Here is an 18,151-nt window from a genome sequence, read left to right as displayed (position 1 = left end):
AACGCACGAATTGCAAGGCAATTTCCCTTAATAATCCATAACCTGGCGTTCATTCCTCTTGTTCGGCGGCAAAAAGCGCCCGCAACTCGTCCCGCGCTGCCAGCTCGTTCACCCATGCCTGCCCGCTTGGGCTCGCGCCGCGCAGGGTCAGCGCGCGTCCCTCCCCGGCCACTGCCAATTCGACCTCCAGATCCGCCGCCGGCAAAGCGCCAGCCCCGCGCTCCGGCCATTCGACCAGCCACAGGGTGGCACTGCCCTCGTCCAGTCCGAGAAAATCCAGCTCCCCCGCGTGGCCGATGCGGTACAGATCCAGATGCCAGGCTTCGCCACCGGCAGTCAGTGGATACCGTTCCACAAGCGTGTAGGTGGGGCTGCGAATGGGGCCGGTGACGCCGAGCGCACGCAACAAGGCACGCGCCAGGGTGGATTTGCCGGCGCCCAGGTCGCCGTGCAACTGCACCACGGCGGTGGCGGGCCGGGTGGCCGCCAGGGCCTGCCCGACCTGCTCGGTGGCATCGACGTCGGCCAGAAAGGCGTGCAGCGTGGTCATGCAATGGCTCCAGCGTTGGCCAGACGGCGTAGCGCCGGCAGCAGGTCGGTGGGAAGCAGGCCGCGCTCGCCGTCGGCGGCGGCGGCATCGCCGGCGCAGGCGTGCAGCAAGGCGCCCAGGCTGGCGGCCTCGAAGGGCGCCCAGCCCTGGCCGAGCAAGGAGGCGATCACGCCGGTCAGCAGGTCGCCCATGCCGCCCACTGCCATGCCGGCATTGCCGGCGTCGATCAGGCGCGGCAAGCGATCAGGCGCGGCCACCACGGTGCCGGCGCCCTTGAGCACCACCACCGCATCAAAGCGCGTGGCCAGCGCATGCGCAGCGCCCAGGCGGTCGCGCTGCACCTGTGCGGTGGATTGACCAAGCAAACGCCCCGCTTCGCCCGGATGCGGCGTGAGCACGCGCGGGCCGCGCGCAGGCACGGCAGTGGATGCGAGCAGATTCAAGGCGTCGGCGTCGATGACGGTGGGCGTGGCCGATGCCAGCACACCGCTCCACAAGGCGCGCGCCCAGCTGTCCTGGCCTAGCCCGGGGCCCAGCGCGACCGCATCGGCGGCCTCGGCCAGCACGGTGATGTCGGCGTCTTCCTGCACCCCGCGCACCATCGCTTCCGGGCAGCGCGCCAGCAGCGGCGCCACATGCTCGGCGCGGGTTGCCACCTGCACCAGGCCCGACCCGCTGCGCAGTGCCGCTTCGGTGGTCAGCATGATGGCGCCGCCGCTGCCAGCATTGCCGCCAACGCACAGCACACGCCCGGATTCGCCCTTGTGGGTGTTGCGTCGGCGCGGCAGCAGATGCGCGGCCAGTGCATCACGCTCCCAGCGCTGCGCAACCGGTGCCAGGCCGTCGAATGCCGAGCCCGGCACCTCCAGCGTGGCAAGGTCGCGCTCGCCGGCGTATTCCAGCGCATCGCCGGTGTACAGGCCCACGTGCGGCACGATGAACTGCAAGGTCGCGCTGGCACGCACGGCGCTGCCGGGTGCGATGCCGCGATCGGCGTCGATGCCACTGGGCACGTCCAGCGCCAGGACCGGCACGCCGGCGGCGTTGATGGCATCGAACAAAGCGTCCATCTGCGCACCGGGCGCGCGATTGAGACCGATACCGAACACCGCATCCACCAGCACATCCGCATGCGCCAGCGCACACGGGAACAGCGTGATCGCGCCGCCCACGGCCAGGTAATCCGTGCAGGCGCGCTGCGCCAGTTCGCTGGCCGGCCCTTGTTCGGGCAGATGCACGACCTGCACCTGACGCCCGGCCCGGTGAGCCAACCGCGCCAGCACATAGCCGTCGCCGCCATTGTTGCCGCTGCCGCACATCACCACGATGCGGCGTGCGCGCGGCAAACGTTCCTGCAACCACTGCCAGGCGGCTTGCCCGGCGCGCTGCATCAGCGTGTAGCCGTCGCCGCCGAGCAGCGTGGTGGCCTGCGCGTCCAGCATGCGCGCGGCAGCGGTGTCGTAAAGAGCGAGCGGTGCATACATGCCGGGAATTCTATACTTGTCGCCATGTCCGCCGTCCTTGCCCGCCCCGACCCGACCGATGCCGCTGCGCGCATCCGCACGCTTGCGCGCGAGGCCGGCTTTCAGCGCTGCGGCATCACCGGCATCGAGCTGGGCGAGGACGAAGCGCACTTGCGCAGCTGGCTGGCCGAAGGCCTGTACGGCACCATGCACTGGATGGCGCAGCACGGCGACAAGCGCTCGCGTCCGCAGGAACTGGTGCCGGGCACCTTGCGGGTGCTGTCGGTGGGCATGGACTACGGCCGCGAGGACGACACCGAGGCCTGGGACACCTTGCACGACGGCCGCCGCGCGTACGTGGCGCGCTATGCGCTGGGGCGTGACTACCACAAGCTGATGCGCAACCGGCTACAGAAACTGGCCGAGCGCATCCAGGCCGAGGTCGGGCCGTTCGGCTACCGCGTGTTCGTGGATTCGGCGCCGGTGCTCGAACGCGCCCTCGCCCGCAATGCCGGGCTGGGTTGGATCGGCAAGCACACCTGCCTGATCGACCGCCGCGGCGGCTCGTGGTTCTTCCTGGGCGAGATCTACCTGGACCTGCCGCTACCCATCGACACGCCGGCCACTGCGCATTGCGGCACCTGCACGCGCTGCATCGACATCTGCCCGACCCAGGCCATCATCGCGCCGCACCGGCTGGATGCACGCCGCTGCATTGCCTATCTCACCATCGAGCACGACGGCGCAATTCCCGAAGACATGCGCAAGCCGATCGGCAACCGCATTTTCGGCTGCGACGACTGCCAGCTGATCTGCCCCTGGAACAAGTTTGCCCAGCGCACTGACGAGCCGGATTTCCGCGCGCGAAACGATCTGGATGTGGCGACCCTGCCGCAGCTGTTCGCCTGGGACGAGGCCGAGTTCCTGCGCCGTACCGAAGGCAGCCCGATCCGCCGCAGCGGCCACGAACGCTGGCTGCGCAACATCGCCGTTGGCCTGGGCAATGCCCCCGGCAGCGAAGACGTGCTCGCCGCGCTGGAGTCACGGCGCCATGACGACTCCGCCCTGGTGCGCGAGCATGTGGGCTGGGCGCTGGCGCAACACGGCCTGTAGCTGCGTCAGCGGAGCGCTGCTGCACGTGGGCGCCGCACTTGCTTCACCGTCCACACCAGATCGTTCGCCGCATCAACCGCTCACGCATTGCGTGCCCCGCTGCGGGATAATGCGGCGATGGCCGACCGCACCGAACAGATCCTCACTCCCAGCCAGCTCAACACGCTGGCGCGCGACCTGCTCGAAGGCAGTTTCCCCCTGGTGTGGGTGGAGGCCGAACTGGGCAATGTGACCCGCCCCGCCTCCGGCCATCTGTATTTCACGCTCAAGGATGCGCGTGCACAGATCCGCTGCGCGATGTTCAAGCCCAAGAGCACCTGGCTGAAGTTCCAGCCGCGCGAGGGGCTGCGCGTGCTCGCGCGCGGGCGCCTCACCTTGTACGAGGCACGTGGCGATTACCAGCTGGTGCTGGACCACATGGAAGAAGCCGGCGAAGGCGCGTTGCGGCGCGCGTTCGAGGAACTGCGCGCGCGGCTGGCAGCCGAGGGCGTGTTCGACGCAGAGCGCAAGCAGCCGCTGCCCGCGCATGTGCGCCGCCTGGCGGTGATCACCTCGCCCAGCGGTGCGGCCGTGCGCGACGTGCTCAGCGTGCTGGCGCGTCGCTTCCCGCTGCTGGAGGTGGATATTTTGCCGTCGCTGGTACAAGGCGACAGCGCGGCCGCGCAGATCACTTCGCTGCTGCAACGCGCCGATGCCTCCGGCCGCTACGACGTCATTTTGATCACCCGCGGTGGCGGTTCGCTGGAAGACCTGTGGGCGTTCAACGACGAGCGCCTGGCGCGGGCGATCGCCGCAGCACACACGCCCGTGGTGTCGGCGGTCGGTCACGAGACCGATGTCAGCCTGAGCGACTTCGCCGCCGATGTGCGCGCCCCCACGCCCTCGGTCGCCGCCGAGTTGCTGGTGCCCGATCAACGCGAACTGGTGGCACGTGTGCGGCGCGCGCAGGCCCGGCTCAGCCAGCTGCAGCAGCACACGCTTGGCCAGGCGATGCAACACGCGGACCGGCTGGCGCTACGCCTGCGCGCGCGCAGCCCGCAGGCACGCCTGCAGCTGCTGCAACGCCGCCAGGAAGACGCCGCGCGGCATCTGCGTGCGCGCATGCAGCATATCCTGGAGCGGCTACAGGCACGTGTGCAGCGCGCGCAGGCCGGTGTGCAGTCACACAGCCCGCAGCGCCACCTGGCACCCCTGCAGCAACGCCTGCGCGCTGCACATCCGCAAGCGGCAATGCAGCGGCGCCTGCAACAGGATCACCTGCATCTGCGCGGCCTGGTGCGTTCGCTGGAAGCCGTCAGCCCGCTGGCCACGGTGGCACGCGGCTATGCCATCGTCACCCGCCAGGCCGATGGCAGCGTGGTGCGCAGTGCCGCCGAACTGACCCAGGGTGATCGCCTGCGCGCACAACTGGCCGATGGCAGCGTGACGGTGGTGGTCGACACCAGCGAGACCGGCTGACGCGCTCATCCAGGCACGCTGTGCAACCTGCCTGCCGCTGCGCGGGCGTCACGCATGCCCAGGCAGTTGCGCTGCGCGCTGCCAGCCCTGCAGCAGGATGTCGGCCAGCGCACCCGGGTCACGGTCGAAGTGGTGGCCGCCAGGACGTGCAATGACCTCTACGCCGCGCGCGCGCAGCTCCGGGCACAAGGTGTCCTTCTCCTGTTCGCCATAAATGCATTGCAGCCGATGCGCATCGAGCGCCTGCAGCGCGGGGGCGATCGGGCGCTCGGCCTCGTTGTGCCAGCCCAGCCAACCGCCCACCCGCACCTTGAAGTCGGCCTGATGGGCCAGGCCCAGCAAGCCGACAAACTGCACCGCATCGCGGCGCGCCGCCGGCAGTTCGGGAAATGCGAACGGCAACACATCCGCACCGAACGAATAGCCCACCAAGGCCACGTGATGCGCATGCCAGCGCTGCTGGTAGGTGGCGATGATCCGGTCCAGATCCACACCCACCTGCTGCGGCGTGCGGCTGCCCCAGAAGTAGCGCAGGCTGTTGAAGCCGACCACCGACACGCCCTGTTGCTGCAGGCGTGCGGCGATGCCTTTGTCCATCTCGCGCCAGCCGCCGTCGCCGGAGAGCAGCACGACCAGACGATCGCTGCCGGGCGCGTGCAGTTCCACCAGCGGCAGGTCGGCCAGGCCCTGCGCCTGTGCGGTTTGGAAATGGCCGCGCGTGGCGGCGGCGATCTGTGCCGGGCTGGCATCTTCCACCTGGGCATCCAGGAAGCCCTGGTTTGGGTCGGGCACGTCGTGCAGGCACGCCAACCCGGTGTCGGTGTCGGTGGCGTCGCCATCGGCCACCACGACGCCGCCGAGCACATCCGGCGCAGCGTTGGCGACCGCCTGACGCGCCAGCAGCGCGCCATCGCCCTGCCCGACCAGCACCGGCGGCAGGAAGGCATCCACGTGCTCGGCGCGCAGCAATTTCTTGCCGAGCCGCTCGGCGTCGTCGGCGAGCGCACTGCAGGCAGCATGCCGGCTGCGCGCACGGATACGGTACCGCGCGGTGTCGACCACCGCGACCAGCGCGCCATCGTCGCTGAGCAGGTCGGCTAGTTGCTGCCCCTGCTCGGCGTGTGCGCTGTCCGGCAGCAGCACCACCATCGCCTTGGGCGTACCTTCCGGGCGCACCACTTCCACCGCGCCGTAGTTGCCGGCGGTGTTGCCGTCCTGCAAATGCCGGGCAACGGCATAGCCGCTGCCTGCAATGAACAGCAGCGCCACGATCCAGCGAAACAGTTTGATACCCCAGGTCATCGCGGCGGTCCTTGAAAACGCTGCGGCTTGGACCGGCGCAGGCCGCGCCCGGTTCCATCCATGCAGTGGCGCCGTTTTGCGTGGTTAAGCCTGCCGCCGCGCCGGCCTAGATGCCGCGTGCCAGGCGGAAGCCGATGCGCGCACTGGTGGTGTCGGACTCTTGCGACAGCCGCCAGGCCGCGCGTGTCTGCAGCGGCGAATTGGCCCAGCTGCCACCACGTACCAGGCGCTGCCGGCAACCGGGGTTGAACCACGCGGCGCCGTCGGCCGGTGCGCGCCGGTAGCTGGCGTGCCAGCAATCGGCCACCCACTCGCTCAGGTTGCCGCCCATGTCGTGCAGGCCCCAAGCATTGACGCGGAAACTGCCCACCGGCGCCGGCCCCCAGAAGCCATCGCCATAGCCGACAAAGCCGTTGTTCCAGTGCCGCCCGCTGCGCGAGACGTCGTTGCCGCCGGTGAAGTTGCCCGCATCAGGCGGCGGCACGCCCGGGTTACCCCACGGATAGCGGCCGGTGGTGCCGGCACGCAGCGCGTATTCGAACTCTGCTTCGCTGGGCAGGTGGTAGTGGCGGCCGGTCTGTTCGGACAGCCACGTCGCATAGGCCTCGGCGTCGCGGATGCTCACGTGCATCACCGGGCTGTTGGGGGCGGCCTGGGCGCCGTTGTAATCCGATTGCCAGTCCACCCCGCTACGGCGAATAAAGTTGCCGCTGCGCTCGTCGTAGACAACCGAATGGCCGCGCCGGGTTGCGCGCGGCCGCGCCTTGGTCGCTTCCACAAACTGGCGGAACTCTGCCACGGTGACTTCGGTGATGGACATCGCGAACCCGCGCGCAAAACGCACGTAATGCGCCGGGCGTTCGTTGTCCGATGCGCCCGGCTCGTAGTCGCCTGCGCCCATGCGGAACGCACCATGTGGCACCACGATCATCTGCGGGCCGCGGCCGCCGACCTTCAGGCCATCGGTGAAGACCTGGCCGGGACGAAAACTGCCGTAGTGCGTGGCCAGTTCCAGCCGCCGCCGCAGATCGCCAGCCACCGGGTCGCCGGGATCGGCAATGCGCAGCACCTCGGCCAGTTTCTCGCCGGCCGGCTTGAGCCCGCGCGGGGTGGTCAGGTCACGCAGGCCGGCATCGCGCAGCGCGGCGATCTGCGCGCGCCGCATGCGCTCGACACGCGCACGTGCATCGGCAATGGTCGGCGCGCGCTCGCGCACCTGGCCGGCCATCTGCAGCCAGTAGCGCGCCGCCACGAAGTTGGCAGTCTCGGCGGCCTGTTCGGCACGCCGCAGCAAGGCGCTTTCCACTGCGGCCAGGCCCTGGCGTGTGCGCGGGTTGTCTGGGTCCAGCTGGGCGGCATCGCGGAAGTTCACCAGCGCGCCGTTGCCGTCTTCGCCCAGGCGCCCGTTGCGCAGATCGTCCTCGCCGGCGCGATTGAAGCCGAGCACGCGCTGGGCCGTTTCCACTTCGAGCTGCAGCGCGCGCACCTTGGGATCTTCCGGCGCCAGGGCCAGTGCCACGATCGCCAGTTCGCGCGCCTGCTCCAGTGCGTTGTCCTGGCGGTCGGTCTGCTCGACCAGCGCATGGCCGCGCTCAAGCAGACGCCGCCGTGCCTGCTCCAGGCCACGTCGGCTGACCGCATCCTTGCCCTCGCTGCGTTGCTGGATCGCCAGATACAGCGGAATGGCATCGTCGGCGCTGCGGTAGAGGCGGTCTTCCTTCAACGCCTCGGCGGCGCGCTGGCGCACTTGCGCCAGCGGCGTCTCGCCCAGGTCCACCGGTGGTGGCTGCCACTGCGTAACGGTCTCGGCGGATTCTTCGCCACCAATGGACACACGCGGTGCGGTGGCCGGCGCTGCGCTGGAAGTGGCGGCCACGCGCGGCTCGGTAACCGCCGCAGGCGTAGGTGTCGGCTCGCGCGAGCACGCGCCGGCACAGAGCGCGACCAGCGCCCATGCTGCGATCCGATTGCCGCACTGACCCACACCCACTCCTTGCCCGGCACTGCCCCTTCGGCAGGCGATCGCGACGTTAGGCTATTCTGCGCGCTCTACGCAAACCCTTGCTGTCGACGGAAATCACGTGCCCCATTGGATCACCCACCCCTCCGAATTGACCGAACGTCTGCAATTGCGTCCGTCCCGCATTGGCCTGGATACCGAATTCATTCGTGAGCGCACCTACTGGCCGCAACTGGCGCTGGTGCAGATGGCGATCGGTGAGGAGATCCTGCTGATCGACCCGTTGATTCCGGGCATGACCGATGCACTGAAGGACTGGCTGATCGCGCCGGACATCGTCAAGGTGATGCACAGCGCCAGCGAAGATCTGGTCACCTTCAAGTGTGCCTGCGGCGTGCTGCCGCGGCCGTTGTTCGACACCCAGATCGCGGCCGCACTGGCCGGCGTCGGTGGCGGCATGGGCTATCAGAAACTGGTGCAGGAAATCACCGGCACCCTGCTCACCAAGGGCGAGACCCGCTCGGACTGGATGCGCCGCCCGCTCTCGCCCGCACAGCTGGAATACGCCGCCGACGACGTGCGCTACCTGTTTGCCATCCACGACGCGCTCACCGCCAAGCTGACCGCACAGGACCGCCTGGGCTGGCTGGCCGAAGATGGCGAGCGCTTGCTCGGCACAGTGGAGCACGACGATGGCGACCGTTGGCCGCACGTGAGCCTGCGCACCGCACAGTTTCTGGAACCGGCCGCACAGCGCCGCCTGCTGCGCCTGTTGCGCTGGCGCGACCTGCAGGCACGGCAGAGCGATCGCCCACGCAGTTGGATCCTGGACAACGAACTGGCCAGCCAGCTGGCGCGCTTCCCGCCAGCGGATCTGGACGCACTGATGCGCCAGTTCGACAAATTTCCCAAGTCCCCGCGCAAGCTCGCCAACGCGGTCTGGGAGGCGCTCAACACGCCCTTGCCCGATGAAGACCACGCCCCGCTGGCGCAGGCCTCTACCGATGGCAACAAGGCCACGCTCAAGCGCCTGCAGGATGCAGTGGCGCAGCGCAGCCGCGAGCTCGAGCTGCCGGATGGCATCCTCGCCTCGCGCCGCCATCTGGAAACCCTGATCGAACAGCGCGGCTGGCCGGCCGCGCTCGGGCAGTGGCGACGCGACGCATTGGAAGCAGATCTGCTGCCGCTGCTGGATGCGGCAACGCCCTGAGCGGCGTGTTGCGCACGTTTGCCGCGTGACTGCGGCGGCGTGCGGCAAGAACGCATCCGGCGTGCTTGTGTGAGAGGCAGTACGTGCCTCAGCCCTGGTCCGCCCAGCGCGCCAGGTTCTGTTGAATCTGCGCGATGTCTGCCCAAGGGTCCTTGCGGCGGCGACGCAACTTGTCTGGGACATCGCGCAGGGTGAAGGCGTTGGCGCGATGTAGCTTGGCCAAATCTGACCACGGCAGCGGCAATGCCACCGGTGCGCCCGGGCGGCCGCGCAGCGAGTACGACGCCACTGCGGTGGCCCCACGCCCGTTGCGCAGATAATCGACAAAGCTGCGTTTGTTGCGGAAGCGCTTGGTTGCCGTCGCCACAAAGCGGTCCGGCTCGGATTGCGCCAATGCGTCGGCAAAGCCTTTGGCAAAGCGCTTGGTCAACTCCCAATCGCAGCCCGGATTCAAGGGCACCACCACGTGCAGGCCCTTGCCACCGGAGACGCGCAGAAACGATTCCAGCTCCAGCTGCGCCAGCAGCTTGCGGATATCGGTGGCGGCCCGTTTGACCTCGGCAAATGGCACATCCGGGCCCGGATCCAGATCGAACACCACGCGATCGGCCATGTCCGGCCGCGCGGCATGCGAGCCCCAGGGGTGGAATTCCAGCGCATTGAACTGCACCAGTTCCAGCAGCCCGGGCGCATCTTCGACCACCAGATAGTAGGCATTGCTGCCGGTCTCTTCCTTCAACCGCACCGAGCTCACCCGCTCCAGCCCGGCGGTGTGATGCTTCTGGAAGAAACACGGCTTTTCCGCGCCATTGGGGCAACGGATGATCGACAACGGCCGCCCCACGATCTCTGGCAGCAGGTGATCCATCACCGCGTGGTAGTAGTCCCAGACATCGCCCTTGGTGGCGCGGATGTCCGGGTAGATCAGCTTGGTCGGGCTGGACAACGTGGGCTCGCCCTGCGCGGGCGCTTGCTTGTTTGCACGCTTGCGCCCGCGTGCTGGAGTGTCGGCCACGTCGGCCTGCGCGGGACTGACATCCCCCATATCGCTGTCGGCCAGGTCGGCGATGTCTTTGTCCAGACGCACCGCCTTGAGCGAGGCCTGGCGCAACAGCTGCTGCCCCCCGATGCCGCGATAGAACACCTCCACCACGAACCGCGGCGCGAACCAGGTGGCGCCGCGCAGATCGGTGTCCTCGGTGGGGATATGCGCGGTGGGCCGCTTGCCGCCCCGGTGCAGGTGCTGGGTCACCTCCTGCATCAACGTATCCGAAAAGCCAGAACCAACCCGCCCCACATACAACCAGCCGTGCTGCGGGTCCGGCGTGGCCAGCAGCAACGAGCCGAAGCCGGTACGGCTGCCCTTGGGCGCGGTATAGCCGACGACCGCGTATTCCTGGCTGGCCAGTTGCTTGGTCTTGCGCCAATCATCGCTGCGACCGCCGCGGTACGGCCGGTCGGCACGCTTGGAAATGATGCCTTCGAAGTGCTGCTCACCGGCGACCCGGAACGCCTCCAGCCCATCGCCCTCCACATGCGAGCTGTAGGCCAGATGGCCGGCGGGCGCATTCGCCAGGACCTGCTGCAAGAGCTGCTTGCGTTCGCGCAGCGGCGCCTCGCTGATCTCCACGCCATCGATGTGCAGCAGGTCGAACACCGCCAGCGCCAGCGGCACCTGGCGTTCGCCCCACAAGGTCGCCTGCAGCAGGTTGAAATCCTCCTTGGTGCCACGCCCGGCGATCAGCTCGCCATCCAGCCGTGCCGAGCGCAGGTTGAGCGCCTGGATCGCATCGCGGAGATCGGGAATCTTGTCGGTCCATTCCAGCGCATTGCGCGACCACAGCCGTACCTGACCATCGGTCACCGTGGCCAGGATGCGATAACCGTCCCACTTGATTTCATGCACCCATTGCGCCCCTTCCGGCGGCGCCTGCCCGAGCTTGGCCAGCTGCGGTGCGAAAGCGGCATCGGTGATGTCGCCGCGCCGCGCGTGCGTGAGTTTCAACGCGGCGTTGGTCCAGGCGTTACGTGCACGCGCCCGTGGCACAGGCACGGCAGTGAGTGCCTTGCGTTGGGCCTTGCCAGCCCCGGCGCGACGTACATCCTCTGCTGGCGCGGCAGCCACATCGGCCAGCAGATCGTCGGCTTCCAGCGTGCCGGCATAGGCGTCGTCTTCCTTGAACAGCAACCACTGCGGCTGGCGGGCCGGCTTGCTCGAGCGCACCAGGTGCCAGCCGCCCTTGAGCTTGCTGCCGAATAACTCGAAGCGCAGGTGGCCCTTGGCCAGCTGTGCTTCCGGGTCACCGGCGGTGGCCCAGACCCCATGATCGAACTGGGCCACGTGGCCACCGCCGTATTCGCCCTTGGGAACCTCGCCTTCGAAGCTGGCGTAGTCCACCGGGTGGTCTTCCACCTCTACCGCCATGCGCTTGACTGCCGGATCGTAGCTTGGCCCCTTCGGAACCGCCCAGCTCTTGAGCGCATCGCCCACCTGCAAGCGGAAATCGTAGTGGCGCCGGCTGGCGTGGTGCAGTTGCACCACGAAGATCGCCCGCTGCCCCTGCGGCAGCAGCTTGCCTGGCTCCGGCTCGCGGGTCTTGTCGAAGCTGCGCTTGCGGCGGTATTCGCTCAGGCTCATGCAAGCTGGGCCTATTTGCCCAGGTGCTGGCGCACCTTGGCGGCCACCGGCCCCACCGCATCCACGGCCGCGCGTAGTTCGTCGGCGCTCACGCCAAGGGCCTTGGTCCAATACTGCAGTTCGTAGGCTTCGTGCACATTGATCCGGTCACGATCCGGCGTGCCGACATTGCGGGTGTCATCACTCATGGCATGCTCCTGTATTGTTGCGGTTGGGCCTGCCAGCAGACGCGATGGCGTCTTGCAGCAGGCGCAGCACGACAATGCGAAAGCACCCGGCCAGACCCCGTGAACGGCCCGTTTAGCGCATGTGTAAAGCCGTGTCCGTGCAACGACCATCCACAGACCAGTGCCATAATGGCGCGCGCCCATCGGGCGGTGTCTCCACTCTTATTCCGAGGCCATACCTCTGTGAGCAATACTTCTTCGAAACTGGATTCCATCGCGCAAGCCAAAGCCAAGCTGCTGGACGAGCTGCAGAAGCTGGAAGAACAGGAAAAAACCGAGCGCGCCAGTGAGGCATCCTCTGCACATGCCACCATCGTGTCGCTGCTCGAGCAGTTTGCCGGCCACTTCAACACCAAGCAGCGCAACGACATTGCCGCGTACCTGGGCACCACCACCGCTGCCCGCAAGGACGTGGTGAAGACCGGCCGCAGCGAAGTGCGCCCGAAGTACGAGCTTCCCGGCACCGGCGAGACCTGGTCTGGCCGCGGACGCACGCCGAAGGCCTTCGCCGCATGGGAAGGCACGGAGTCGTACAAGGAATGGAAAGCCAAGAACCCCGACCTCAAGTTCCCGCTGATTCGCGAGTAATCAGACCACCGGCCGCATCCCCCGATGCGGCCAGCCACGCAGGCAGCCCTTGGCGAACCGCGTGGCATGTGGTTAGAATCGAGTCACGTGGGGCGGTAGCTCAGCTGGGAGAGCGTCGCGTTCGCATCGCGAAGGTCGAGGGTTCGATCCCCTTCCGCTCCACCAGATAGCATCCCGAACGGGATGGAAGAAGGCCGGAAACCCTGCTGTAGGATGGGTTGACCGGCCTTCTGCATTTTTGGCCGGAGCGGATCGTTTCGTTGAAACGCGCGAGACAGTGGGGGCATATTTGGGGGGCACTTGTAACCCAACTCAGATTTAAATGCCGCCACTCTTTGACTTCTCTCTTTGTCGCGCCAACTTGGCGCTGAAGACCACGAGAGTGTTGGCAGACCGTATCTGGAGCTACCAGCAGCCGGCGGCCGGCGGCCGGCGGCCGCTAGTAGCGACTGGAATATCGATTCTGTGGCAAGAAGAATCCGGCACTCGGGGTGACGCTGGCGCCGATGCTAGCGCGCACTGCAAATACCGAATCGCGTCACGCCACGCGGTAACCCGCCGGATCCAGGAACTCCGCCAGGCAGCGGCCAAGCTGCATTGCCTGGGCCCGCGCATCGCCGCGATAGCCGGCCTTGCCAGCTTCTTCAATCGTGGCGACCGCCGATGACAGATCGCGATGGTAGACATACGCCGTGGAGCTCCACTGCGGGTCGCCCGGCGCCTGGAACTCGACCGTTTCCACGCGGAACTCGCCGCAATGACCATGCAGCACGGTGCGTTGTAGGGTGCGCTGTTTCATGCGGTGCAGTATCGCAGCGCGCATCTGACGAGCACGTGTGGGCTGACGCATGACCGCGTGCAGTCGCATCGACAGCGCGCTGTTAGACATTGCGCCAGCGTGGCGGCTCTTGCCTCTTGCGGACACCAGCATGCAGCAACTGCGCTGCCTGTACGCCCGCCTGCATTCCCTGGCGGCGCGCCTCCATGCGATCAGCACTACAGCCCACATCGGGTAAGATCCGGATCGCCTCGGCCTCATCACCGTGGTGGATGTACGCGGTGGACATCCATTCGTTGGCGCCCAGGCGTTTGGTTTCGACCGTAGTCACTCGGAAAAGACCGACGTAGCCGTGCAATGGCATAGAACAAGGGTGGTATGGCCCAGTTGCTATTTTTCTTACAGCGTGTCGCTCGATCAACCCGTCAGCGCGCCAGCGGATGAACACCTTTGAATTTGCGATGGAACTGCGTTACTCGGTGGCGGGGCAATCGCCAGCGATTTAGCCGCGCCGCGAGTGCCTCAACACAGTCCTCGCTTCAGCACCCACATGTGAGCGGCGGCCGGCCGCGATCTTGCAGGGCACCTTGAACGGGATGCCCGTCACCTACTGATGTCGATGCATCTGACTTGCGTCAACCCCTCAGTGCGGCGCTGCAGGCGACGTCCCAAACATGCTGCTGCAAGCGAAGAGCGCTGGTCGCCCATTAGATGCACTGAAGGCACAGCGAGGTTACGTGCCCGACATGCCGCGCACCCGCAGCGCCGATGGCCAACTGCCCTGGAATACTCGGGCGTTATCGGCAGTCCAGAAGCGGCTTCATGAGTGCATGGGATTCACTACACCCGCGCATCACAACGATGCAGCAGGACTGCACCTGTCGTCCACCTATTGCACTGCAGCCGATCGCTACATACCGCAGTCGATTAGCAACGCTGGCGGTATGAAGCAGCGCGCCTCGCGGCGCATGGCTCACAACCTGCCGCGCAGCCAGATCGATGTACAGCTATGTGCCCTGCTCGTCGCTGGGCTTGGGGCGGCGGCTTTCGGTATCGCGGATCTGCTGATCGGTCTGCCCAGGGCGCTGCTTGGCGGTTTCGTCCTGCTTTCTATCCTGCTGGCCTTCCAGTTCGCCATGCTGACTGTCGGGTTCGTTTTCACGCGGTGTGTGGTCGGGCATCATCTGGGCGACTCCGTTGAAAGATTGCAAACGAACGTTAGCGCTGCGCCCGTGATGCGCGCGCCACGACGGACGGCGCCTGTTGGCGCGGTTTGAAGTCGATCGAAAGCAATGCCTGTGCATGGCGCGAGCTCCCGTTTCACACTGCGCGGTGCGCAGGCCACATTCAAGCCAGCAAATGCCCACGCGGCGCCACGTGCAAGCCAACGAGTGTGGCAAGATCGGCTAGCAGCACCGCGCGCGCCAGCGCTTGCCGCCCGATGACAACCAGCCGTTCCTATTCGCGCCCCTGCGGGCCCCTGCCGGTACCACGCTCGATGCAGACCCCCGACGCGCCGTCGCTGAACCTGGCCCACGCCACGCTGCTGTCCGGCAATGCGCTGGCTGCTTTGGGTGCACCGCCACCGGCCAACGAAGACGACCGTCTGGCCGCGCTGCACAGTTACAACATTCTCGACACCGCGCCGGAGCCGCTCTACGACGACATCACCGCAGCGGCCGCGCAGCTTTGCCGCACGCCGATGGCGTTGATCTCGCTGATCGACCAGGACCGCCAGTGGTTCAAGTCGCGCGTGGGCATGCAGCCCGCCGAAACACCGCGCGACCTGGCGTTCTGTGCGCACGCCATCCTGCAGCCCGACCAGATGATGGAAGTGGGCGACACGTTTGTGGACCCACGCTTCGCGCGCAACGCACTGGTGACAGGCGGGCCACAGATCCGCTTCTACGCCGGTGCACCGCTACTGACGTCCGACGGCGTGGCGCTGGGTACCTTGTGCGTGCTAGATCGCGCCCCGCGCACCTTGTCGGACGCCGAGCGCACTGCATTGCAGGCGCTAGCCCGCCAAGTCGTCACCACCATCGAACTGCGCCAGGCCGCGCGTCTGCTGGAAGGCGATGCCCTACGCGACCCGCTCACCGATCTGTGGAACCGGGAGGGTCTGGAACACATGCTGGAAGACGCCGCGCCGGTGGCAAAGCTGCACGGCCTGGCATTCGTGCTGATCGAGATCGACGGCTTCAAACGGCTGAAGCTGCAGTTCGGCAGCGACGCTGCCGACGCAACACTCGTGCAGGCCGCACGTTGTATCGAGACCGAGCCGCAGGAACCCGGCGGTGTCGCGCGCATCGGCGCAGCGCACTTTTGCATGGTGCTGCCCGGCGCAGACAGCGCGCAGGCACTGGCGAGCGTGCAGCGCCTGCAAACCACGATCGCCGCTGCCTGCTGGCCAGCCGACACCATCAGCATCACCGCCGGGCTGGTCTGCGTCGCGCCTGGCGAGCCATTGGACAGCCATGTCCTCATGGCGCGTGCCCGCCACGCCTTGCTCGGTGCCGCGCGTGCGGGGCGCAATTGCGTCCAGCGCTTCGATGGTTGGCAGACCGACCGCTGATCAACGCGCCACCGCCGCAGGCGCTTCGTTTCGCGGATTTCAGGCCGCCAGCACGTCGGTTTCGCCAGCAATCTCGTCCACTCGCAACACCTGCTCCATCTCCAGCAGCACGACGAAGCGCTCGCCCACCTTGCCCATGCCGCGCAGCAGATCGCGGCGGATGTGCGTGCCGAACGACGGCGCTGCTTCGATGTCGTGATCGGCCAGCTCGATCACCGCATTGACCGCGTCCACCAGCACGCCGATCACCTGCGGCCCCTGCGCCTGCTCGGTGGCCAGAATCACGATGCAACTGCGCTTGCCGATGCTGCTGTCGGCACGTCCCAGCCGTGCCTGCAGATCCACCACCGGCACCACTGCGCCGCGCAGGTTGATCACCCCGCGTACGCAGGCCGGCATCGATGGCACCGGCGTGGGTGCACGGTACTGGATGATCTCGCGAATGCCGAGAATGCTGGTGGCAAAGGTCTCGCCGTCCAGCTGGAAGGTCAGATACTGGGCTGCCGCATCGGCATCGCCCAGCAGCGCATCGGGTGTCAACGCATCCATCGGTCGTCCTCAGAATCGTGCGAACTGGCCCTCGTCCGGGCCCTCGGACATGGCGTAGGCCGGTGCGGCAGTGCCGCGCCAGGTCCGTGCGCCACTGCTGCGGGTTGCGCGCGCGGCCACGGCCTTGCCGCGCTTGGGCGGCGTACTGGCCGGCGCCTGCCCGCCTAGCCGGAAGAACGCCATGCTCTGCTGCAGCTGCTCGGCCTGCGCGCTCATCTCTTCAGCGGTGGCCGCGAGTTCTTCGGAGGCGCTGGCATTCTGCTGGGTGGTCTGGCTCAACTGCACTACCGCCGAGTTGATCTGGCTGACGCCGGAGGACTGTTCTTCAGAGGCGGCAGAAATTTCCTGTACCAGATCGGAGGTGCGCTTGATGCTGGGCACGATGGTGTCCAGCAAGCGGCCGGCGCGGTCGGCGAGCTCGACGCTGGAACTGGCGACCTCACCAATTTCCTGCGCCGCCACCTGGCTGCGTTCGGCCAGCTTGCGCACTTCGGCAGCAACCACCGCAAAGCCCTTGCCGTGCTCGCCGGCGCGTGCAGCTTCGATGGCAGCATTGAGTGCCAGCAGATTGGTCTGATATGCGATGTCGTCGATGATGCCGATCTTCTGTGCGATCTGCTTCATCGCCTGCGTGGTGGCCACGACCGCCTCGCCACCTTCAATGGTCTCCTTCGCGGCCTGGGTGGCCATGCCGTCGGTGATGCGTGCGTTTTCGGTGTTCTGGCTGATCGATGCGGTCATCTGCTCCAGCGAGGCGCTGGTTTCTTCCACGCCAGCCGCTTGCTCGCTGGCAGCCTGCGAAATGCTCTGCGCAGTGGCACTGACTTCTTCCGAGGCGCTGGCCAGGGTTTCGGCACTGGTGTTGACCTCGCCTACCACCTGCGACAGCTTCTGCACCATGGTGCGCATCGCCTCGAGCAGCTGCGCGGCTTCGTCGCGACCATGCACCTCGATGCGCATGGTCAAATCGCCTTCGGACAGCCCGTTTGCCACTTCCACCGCACGGCGGATCGGGCCGGTGACGCTGCGGCTGATCACCACACCGAGCACCCCGCCCAACAGCACGCCACCGCAGATAATGGCCATCAGCAATTTGGAACTGCTGCTGTGGATTGCACCGGTTTCGGCGTTCGCCGACGCCGCGCTGCGTTCGCGCAAGCTGCTCAGGTCGGTCATCAAGGTATCGACCTCATCCGAGCTGGCGCGCACCGCGCGTGACAGCTCGGCCAATTCGGGGTTGGCCTCGCGCAGTGCTTCGCGGTTGGCGGCCTCGATGAAGCGGCCGCGCTCATCCAGGTATTTCTGCCAGGCGCGATCAAACTGCGCCAGCTTGGTCTTGCCCTCGTCGGTTTCGAAGCTGGCCCGCGCACGTGTCATGTAATCGACCACTTTTGCGGTGTACTTGTCGATGTTCTGCACGTGCGACTGGCGCTCTTCCGCGCTGCTGGCCAGCAGCAGGTTTGCGCGTGCACGGCCGGCGTAGATCAGATTGATGTTGGCTTCCTTCACGTTGGACAAGCCCAGCAATTCGCGCTCGTACAACGTGGTGGACAGGTCATTGAGCCGGCCGGAGTTGGAGTACCCCACCCAGCCAATGCAAGCGCCGATCGCCGAAACGATCAGAAACGCCACGATCAGCCGGGTTCCGATTTTGAGGTTGCCTAACATTGGGATGTCTCTTGAGTGAACGTGCATGAGTGCGGTGCGTCGGCAGGCACTTGCTGACACCATCGGGGCAGC

Annotated in this window: 16 protein-coding genes and 1 tRNA gene; 7 read left to right on the top strand and 10 right to left on the bottom strand. The window is 67.0% G+C overall.

Annotated elements, in window-relative coordinates; all coding sequences use genetic code 11:
- Positions 1 to 49 precede the first annotated feature (49 nt).
- A complete protein-coding gene (gene tsaE / locus ACCQ09_RS09580; protein ID WP_011037444.1) occupies positions 50 to 550 on the bottom strand; it encodes a tRNA (adenosine(37)-N6)-threonylcarbamoyltransferase complex ATPase subunit type 1 TsaE in 501 nt (166 codons plus the stop codon).
- Positions 547 to 2,034, bottom strand: coding sequence for a bifunctional ADP-dependent NAD(P)H-hydrate dehydratase/NAD(P)H-hydrate epimerase (locus ACCQ09_RS09575; RefSeq protein WP_040941197.1), 1,488 nt, complete (start codon positions 2,032 to 2,034; stop codon positions 547 to 549). Before ACCQ09_RS09575 ends, tsaE begins: the two co-directional genes overlap by 4 nt.
- Before the next feature lie 24 nt (positions 2,035 to 2,058).
- Here ACCQ09_RS09575 and queG point away from each other — a divergent pair, with 24 nt between their 5' ends.
- Positions 2,059 to 3,126: a tRNA epoxyqueuosine(34) reductase QueG gene (queG, locus tag ACCQ09_RS09570; protein WP_040941196.1), complete on the top strand. Its 1,068-nt coding sequence runs from the start codon at positions 2,059 to 2,061 to the stop codon at positions 3,124 to 3,126.
- A 117-nt stretch (positions 3,127 to 3,243) separates the two neighbouring features.
- The gene (xseA, locus tag ACCQ09_RS09565) at positions 3,244 to 4,584 is read left to right on the top strand and encodes an exodeoxyribonuclease VII large subunit (RefSeq protein ID WP_011037447.1); all 1,341 of its coding nucleotides are present in this window, start codon (positions 3,244 to 3,246) and stop codon (positions 4,582 to 4,584) included.
- Positions 4,585 to 4,632: 48 nt separating this feature from the next.
- Here xseA and ACCQ09_RS09560 read toward each other — a convergent pair whose 3' ends face one another.
- Together ACCQ09_RS09560 and ACCQ09_RS09555 are read right to left on the bottom strand one after the other, a co-directional pair.
- The gene (locus ACCQ09_RS09560; RefSeq protein ID WP_228427817.1) at positions 4,633 to 5,886 is read right to left on the bottom strand and encodes a virulence factor; all 1,254 of its coding nucleotides are present in this window, start codon (positions 5,884 to 5,886) and stop codon (positions 4,633 to 4,635) included.
- 106 nt (positions 5,887 to 5,992) lie between these two features.
- Positions 5,993 to 7,870, bottom strand: coding sequence for a formylglycine-generating enzyme family protein (locus ACCQ09_RS09555; protein ID WP_040942303.1), 1,878 nt, complete (start codon positions 7,868 to 7,870; stop codon positions 5,993 to 5,995).
- A gap of 97 nt (positions 7,871 to 7,967) precedes the next feature.
- On the opposite strand from ACCQ09_RS09555, the gene rnd reads away from it, so the two are divergent.
- Complete coding sequence (gene rnd, locus ACCQ09_RS09550; RefSeq protein ID WP_040941194.1) at positions 7,968 to 9,056, top strand: ribonuclease D; 1,089 nt, start codon at positions 7,968 to 7,970, stop codon at positions 9,054 to 9,056.
- Between the two features lie 88 nt (positions 9,057 to 9,144).
- Here rnd and ligD read toward each other — a convergent pair whose 3' ends face one another.
- On the bottom strand, positions 9,145 to 11,694 hold the full coding sequence (ligD, locus tag ACCQ09_RS09545) for a DNA ligase D (protein ID WP_040941193.1): 2,550 nt from the start codon (positions 11,692 to 11,694) through the stop codon (positions 9,145 to 9,147).
- 11 nt (positions 11,695 to 11,705) lie between these two features.
- The gene (locus ACCQ09_RS09540) at positions 11,706 to 11,882 is read right to left on the bottom strand and encodes a DUF3606 domain-containing protein (protein ID WP_014507988.1); all 177 of its coding nucleotides are present in this window, start codon (positions 11,880 to 11,882) and stop codon (positions 11,706 to 11,708) included.
- Between the two features lie 222 nt (positions 11,883 to 12,104).
- Between ACCQ09_RS09540 and ACCQ09_RS09535 the strand changes: the two genes are divergently transcribed.
- Both ACCQ09_RS09535 and ACCQ09_RS09530 read left to right on the top strand, forming a co-directional pair.
- Complete coding sequence (locus ACCQ09_RS09535) at positions 12,105 to 12,509, top strand: H-NS histone family protein (protein ID WP_040941192.1); 405 nt, start codon at positions 12,105 to 12,107, stop codon at positions 12,507 to 12,509.
- An 89-nt stretch (positions 12,510 to 12,598) separates the two neighbouring features.
- Positions 12,599 to 12,674, top strand: a tRNA-Ala gene (locus ACCQ09_RS09530).
- 373 nt (positions 12,675 to 13,047) lie between these two features.
- Here ACCQ09_RS09530 and ACCQ09_RS09525 read toward each other — a convergent pair.
- Both ACCQ09_RS09525 and ACCQ09_RS09520 read right to left on the bottom strand, forming a co-directional pair.
- Complete coding sequence (locus ACCQ09_RS09525) at positions 13,048 to 13,308, bottom strand: hypothetical protein (RefSeq protein ID WP_040941188.1); 261 nt, start codon at positions 13,306 to 13,308, stop codon at positions 13,048 to 13,050.
- An 82-nt stretch (positions 13,309 to 13,390) separates the two neighbouring features.
- Positions 13,391 to 13,618: a hypothetical protein gene (locus ACCQ09_RS09520; RefSeq protein WP_227970979.1), complete on the bottom strand. Its 228-nt coding sequence runs from the start codon at positions 13,616 to 13,618 to the stop codon at positions 13,391 to 13,393.
- Between the two features lie 343 nt (positions 13,619 to 13,961).
- On the opposite strand from ACCQ09_RS09520, the gene ACCQ09_RS09515 reads away from it, so the two are divergent.
- Positions 13,962 to 14,564, top strand: coding sequence for a hypothetical protein (locus tag ACCQ09_RS09515; protein ID WP_162866337.1), 603 nt, complete (start codon positions 13,962 to 13,964; stop codon positions 14,562 to 14,564).
- A 221-nt stretch (positions 14,565 to 14,785) separates the two neighbouring features.
- On the top strand, positions 14,786 to 15,862 hold the full coding sequence (locus ACCQ09_RS09510; protein ID WP_029216996.1) for a GGDEF domain-containing protein: 1,077 nt from the start codon (positions 14,786 to 14,788) through the stop codon (positions 15,860 to 15,862).
- A gap of 39 nt (positions 15,863 to 15,901) precedes the next feature.
- Here the strand turns inward: ACCQ09_RS09510 and ACCQ09_RS09505 are convergent, their stop codons facing one another.
- Positions 15,902 to 16,411, bottom strand: coding sequence for a chemotaxis protein CheW (locus tag ACCQ09_RS09505; RefSeq protein WP_011037457.1), 510 nt, complete (start codon positions 16,409 to 16,411; stop codon positions 15,902 to 15,904).
- Positions 16,412 to 16,420: 9 nt separating this feature from the next.
- Positions 16,421 to 18,079 carry a methyl-accepting chemotaxis protein gene (locus tag ACCQ09_RS09500; protein ID WP_011037458.1) on the bottom strand — a complete coding sequence of 553 codons (1,659 nt, stop codon included), beginning with the start codon at positions 18,077 to 18,079 and terminating at the stop codon, positions 16,421 to 16,423.
- Between the last annotated feature and the right edge of the window lie 72 nt (positions 18,080 to 18,151).

This window comes from Xanthomonas sp. NCPPB 2586, assembly GCF_041475775.2.
Taxonomy (GTDB): domain Bacteria; phylum Pseudomonadota; class Gammaproteobacteria; order Xanthomonadales; family Xanthomonadaceae; genus Xanthomonas; species Xanthomonas campestris.
Note: the sequence above shows the minus strand (reverse complement) of the source record. Positions and strands in the feature narration are given on the sequence as shown.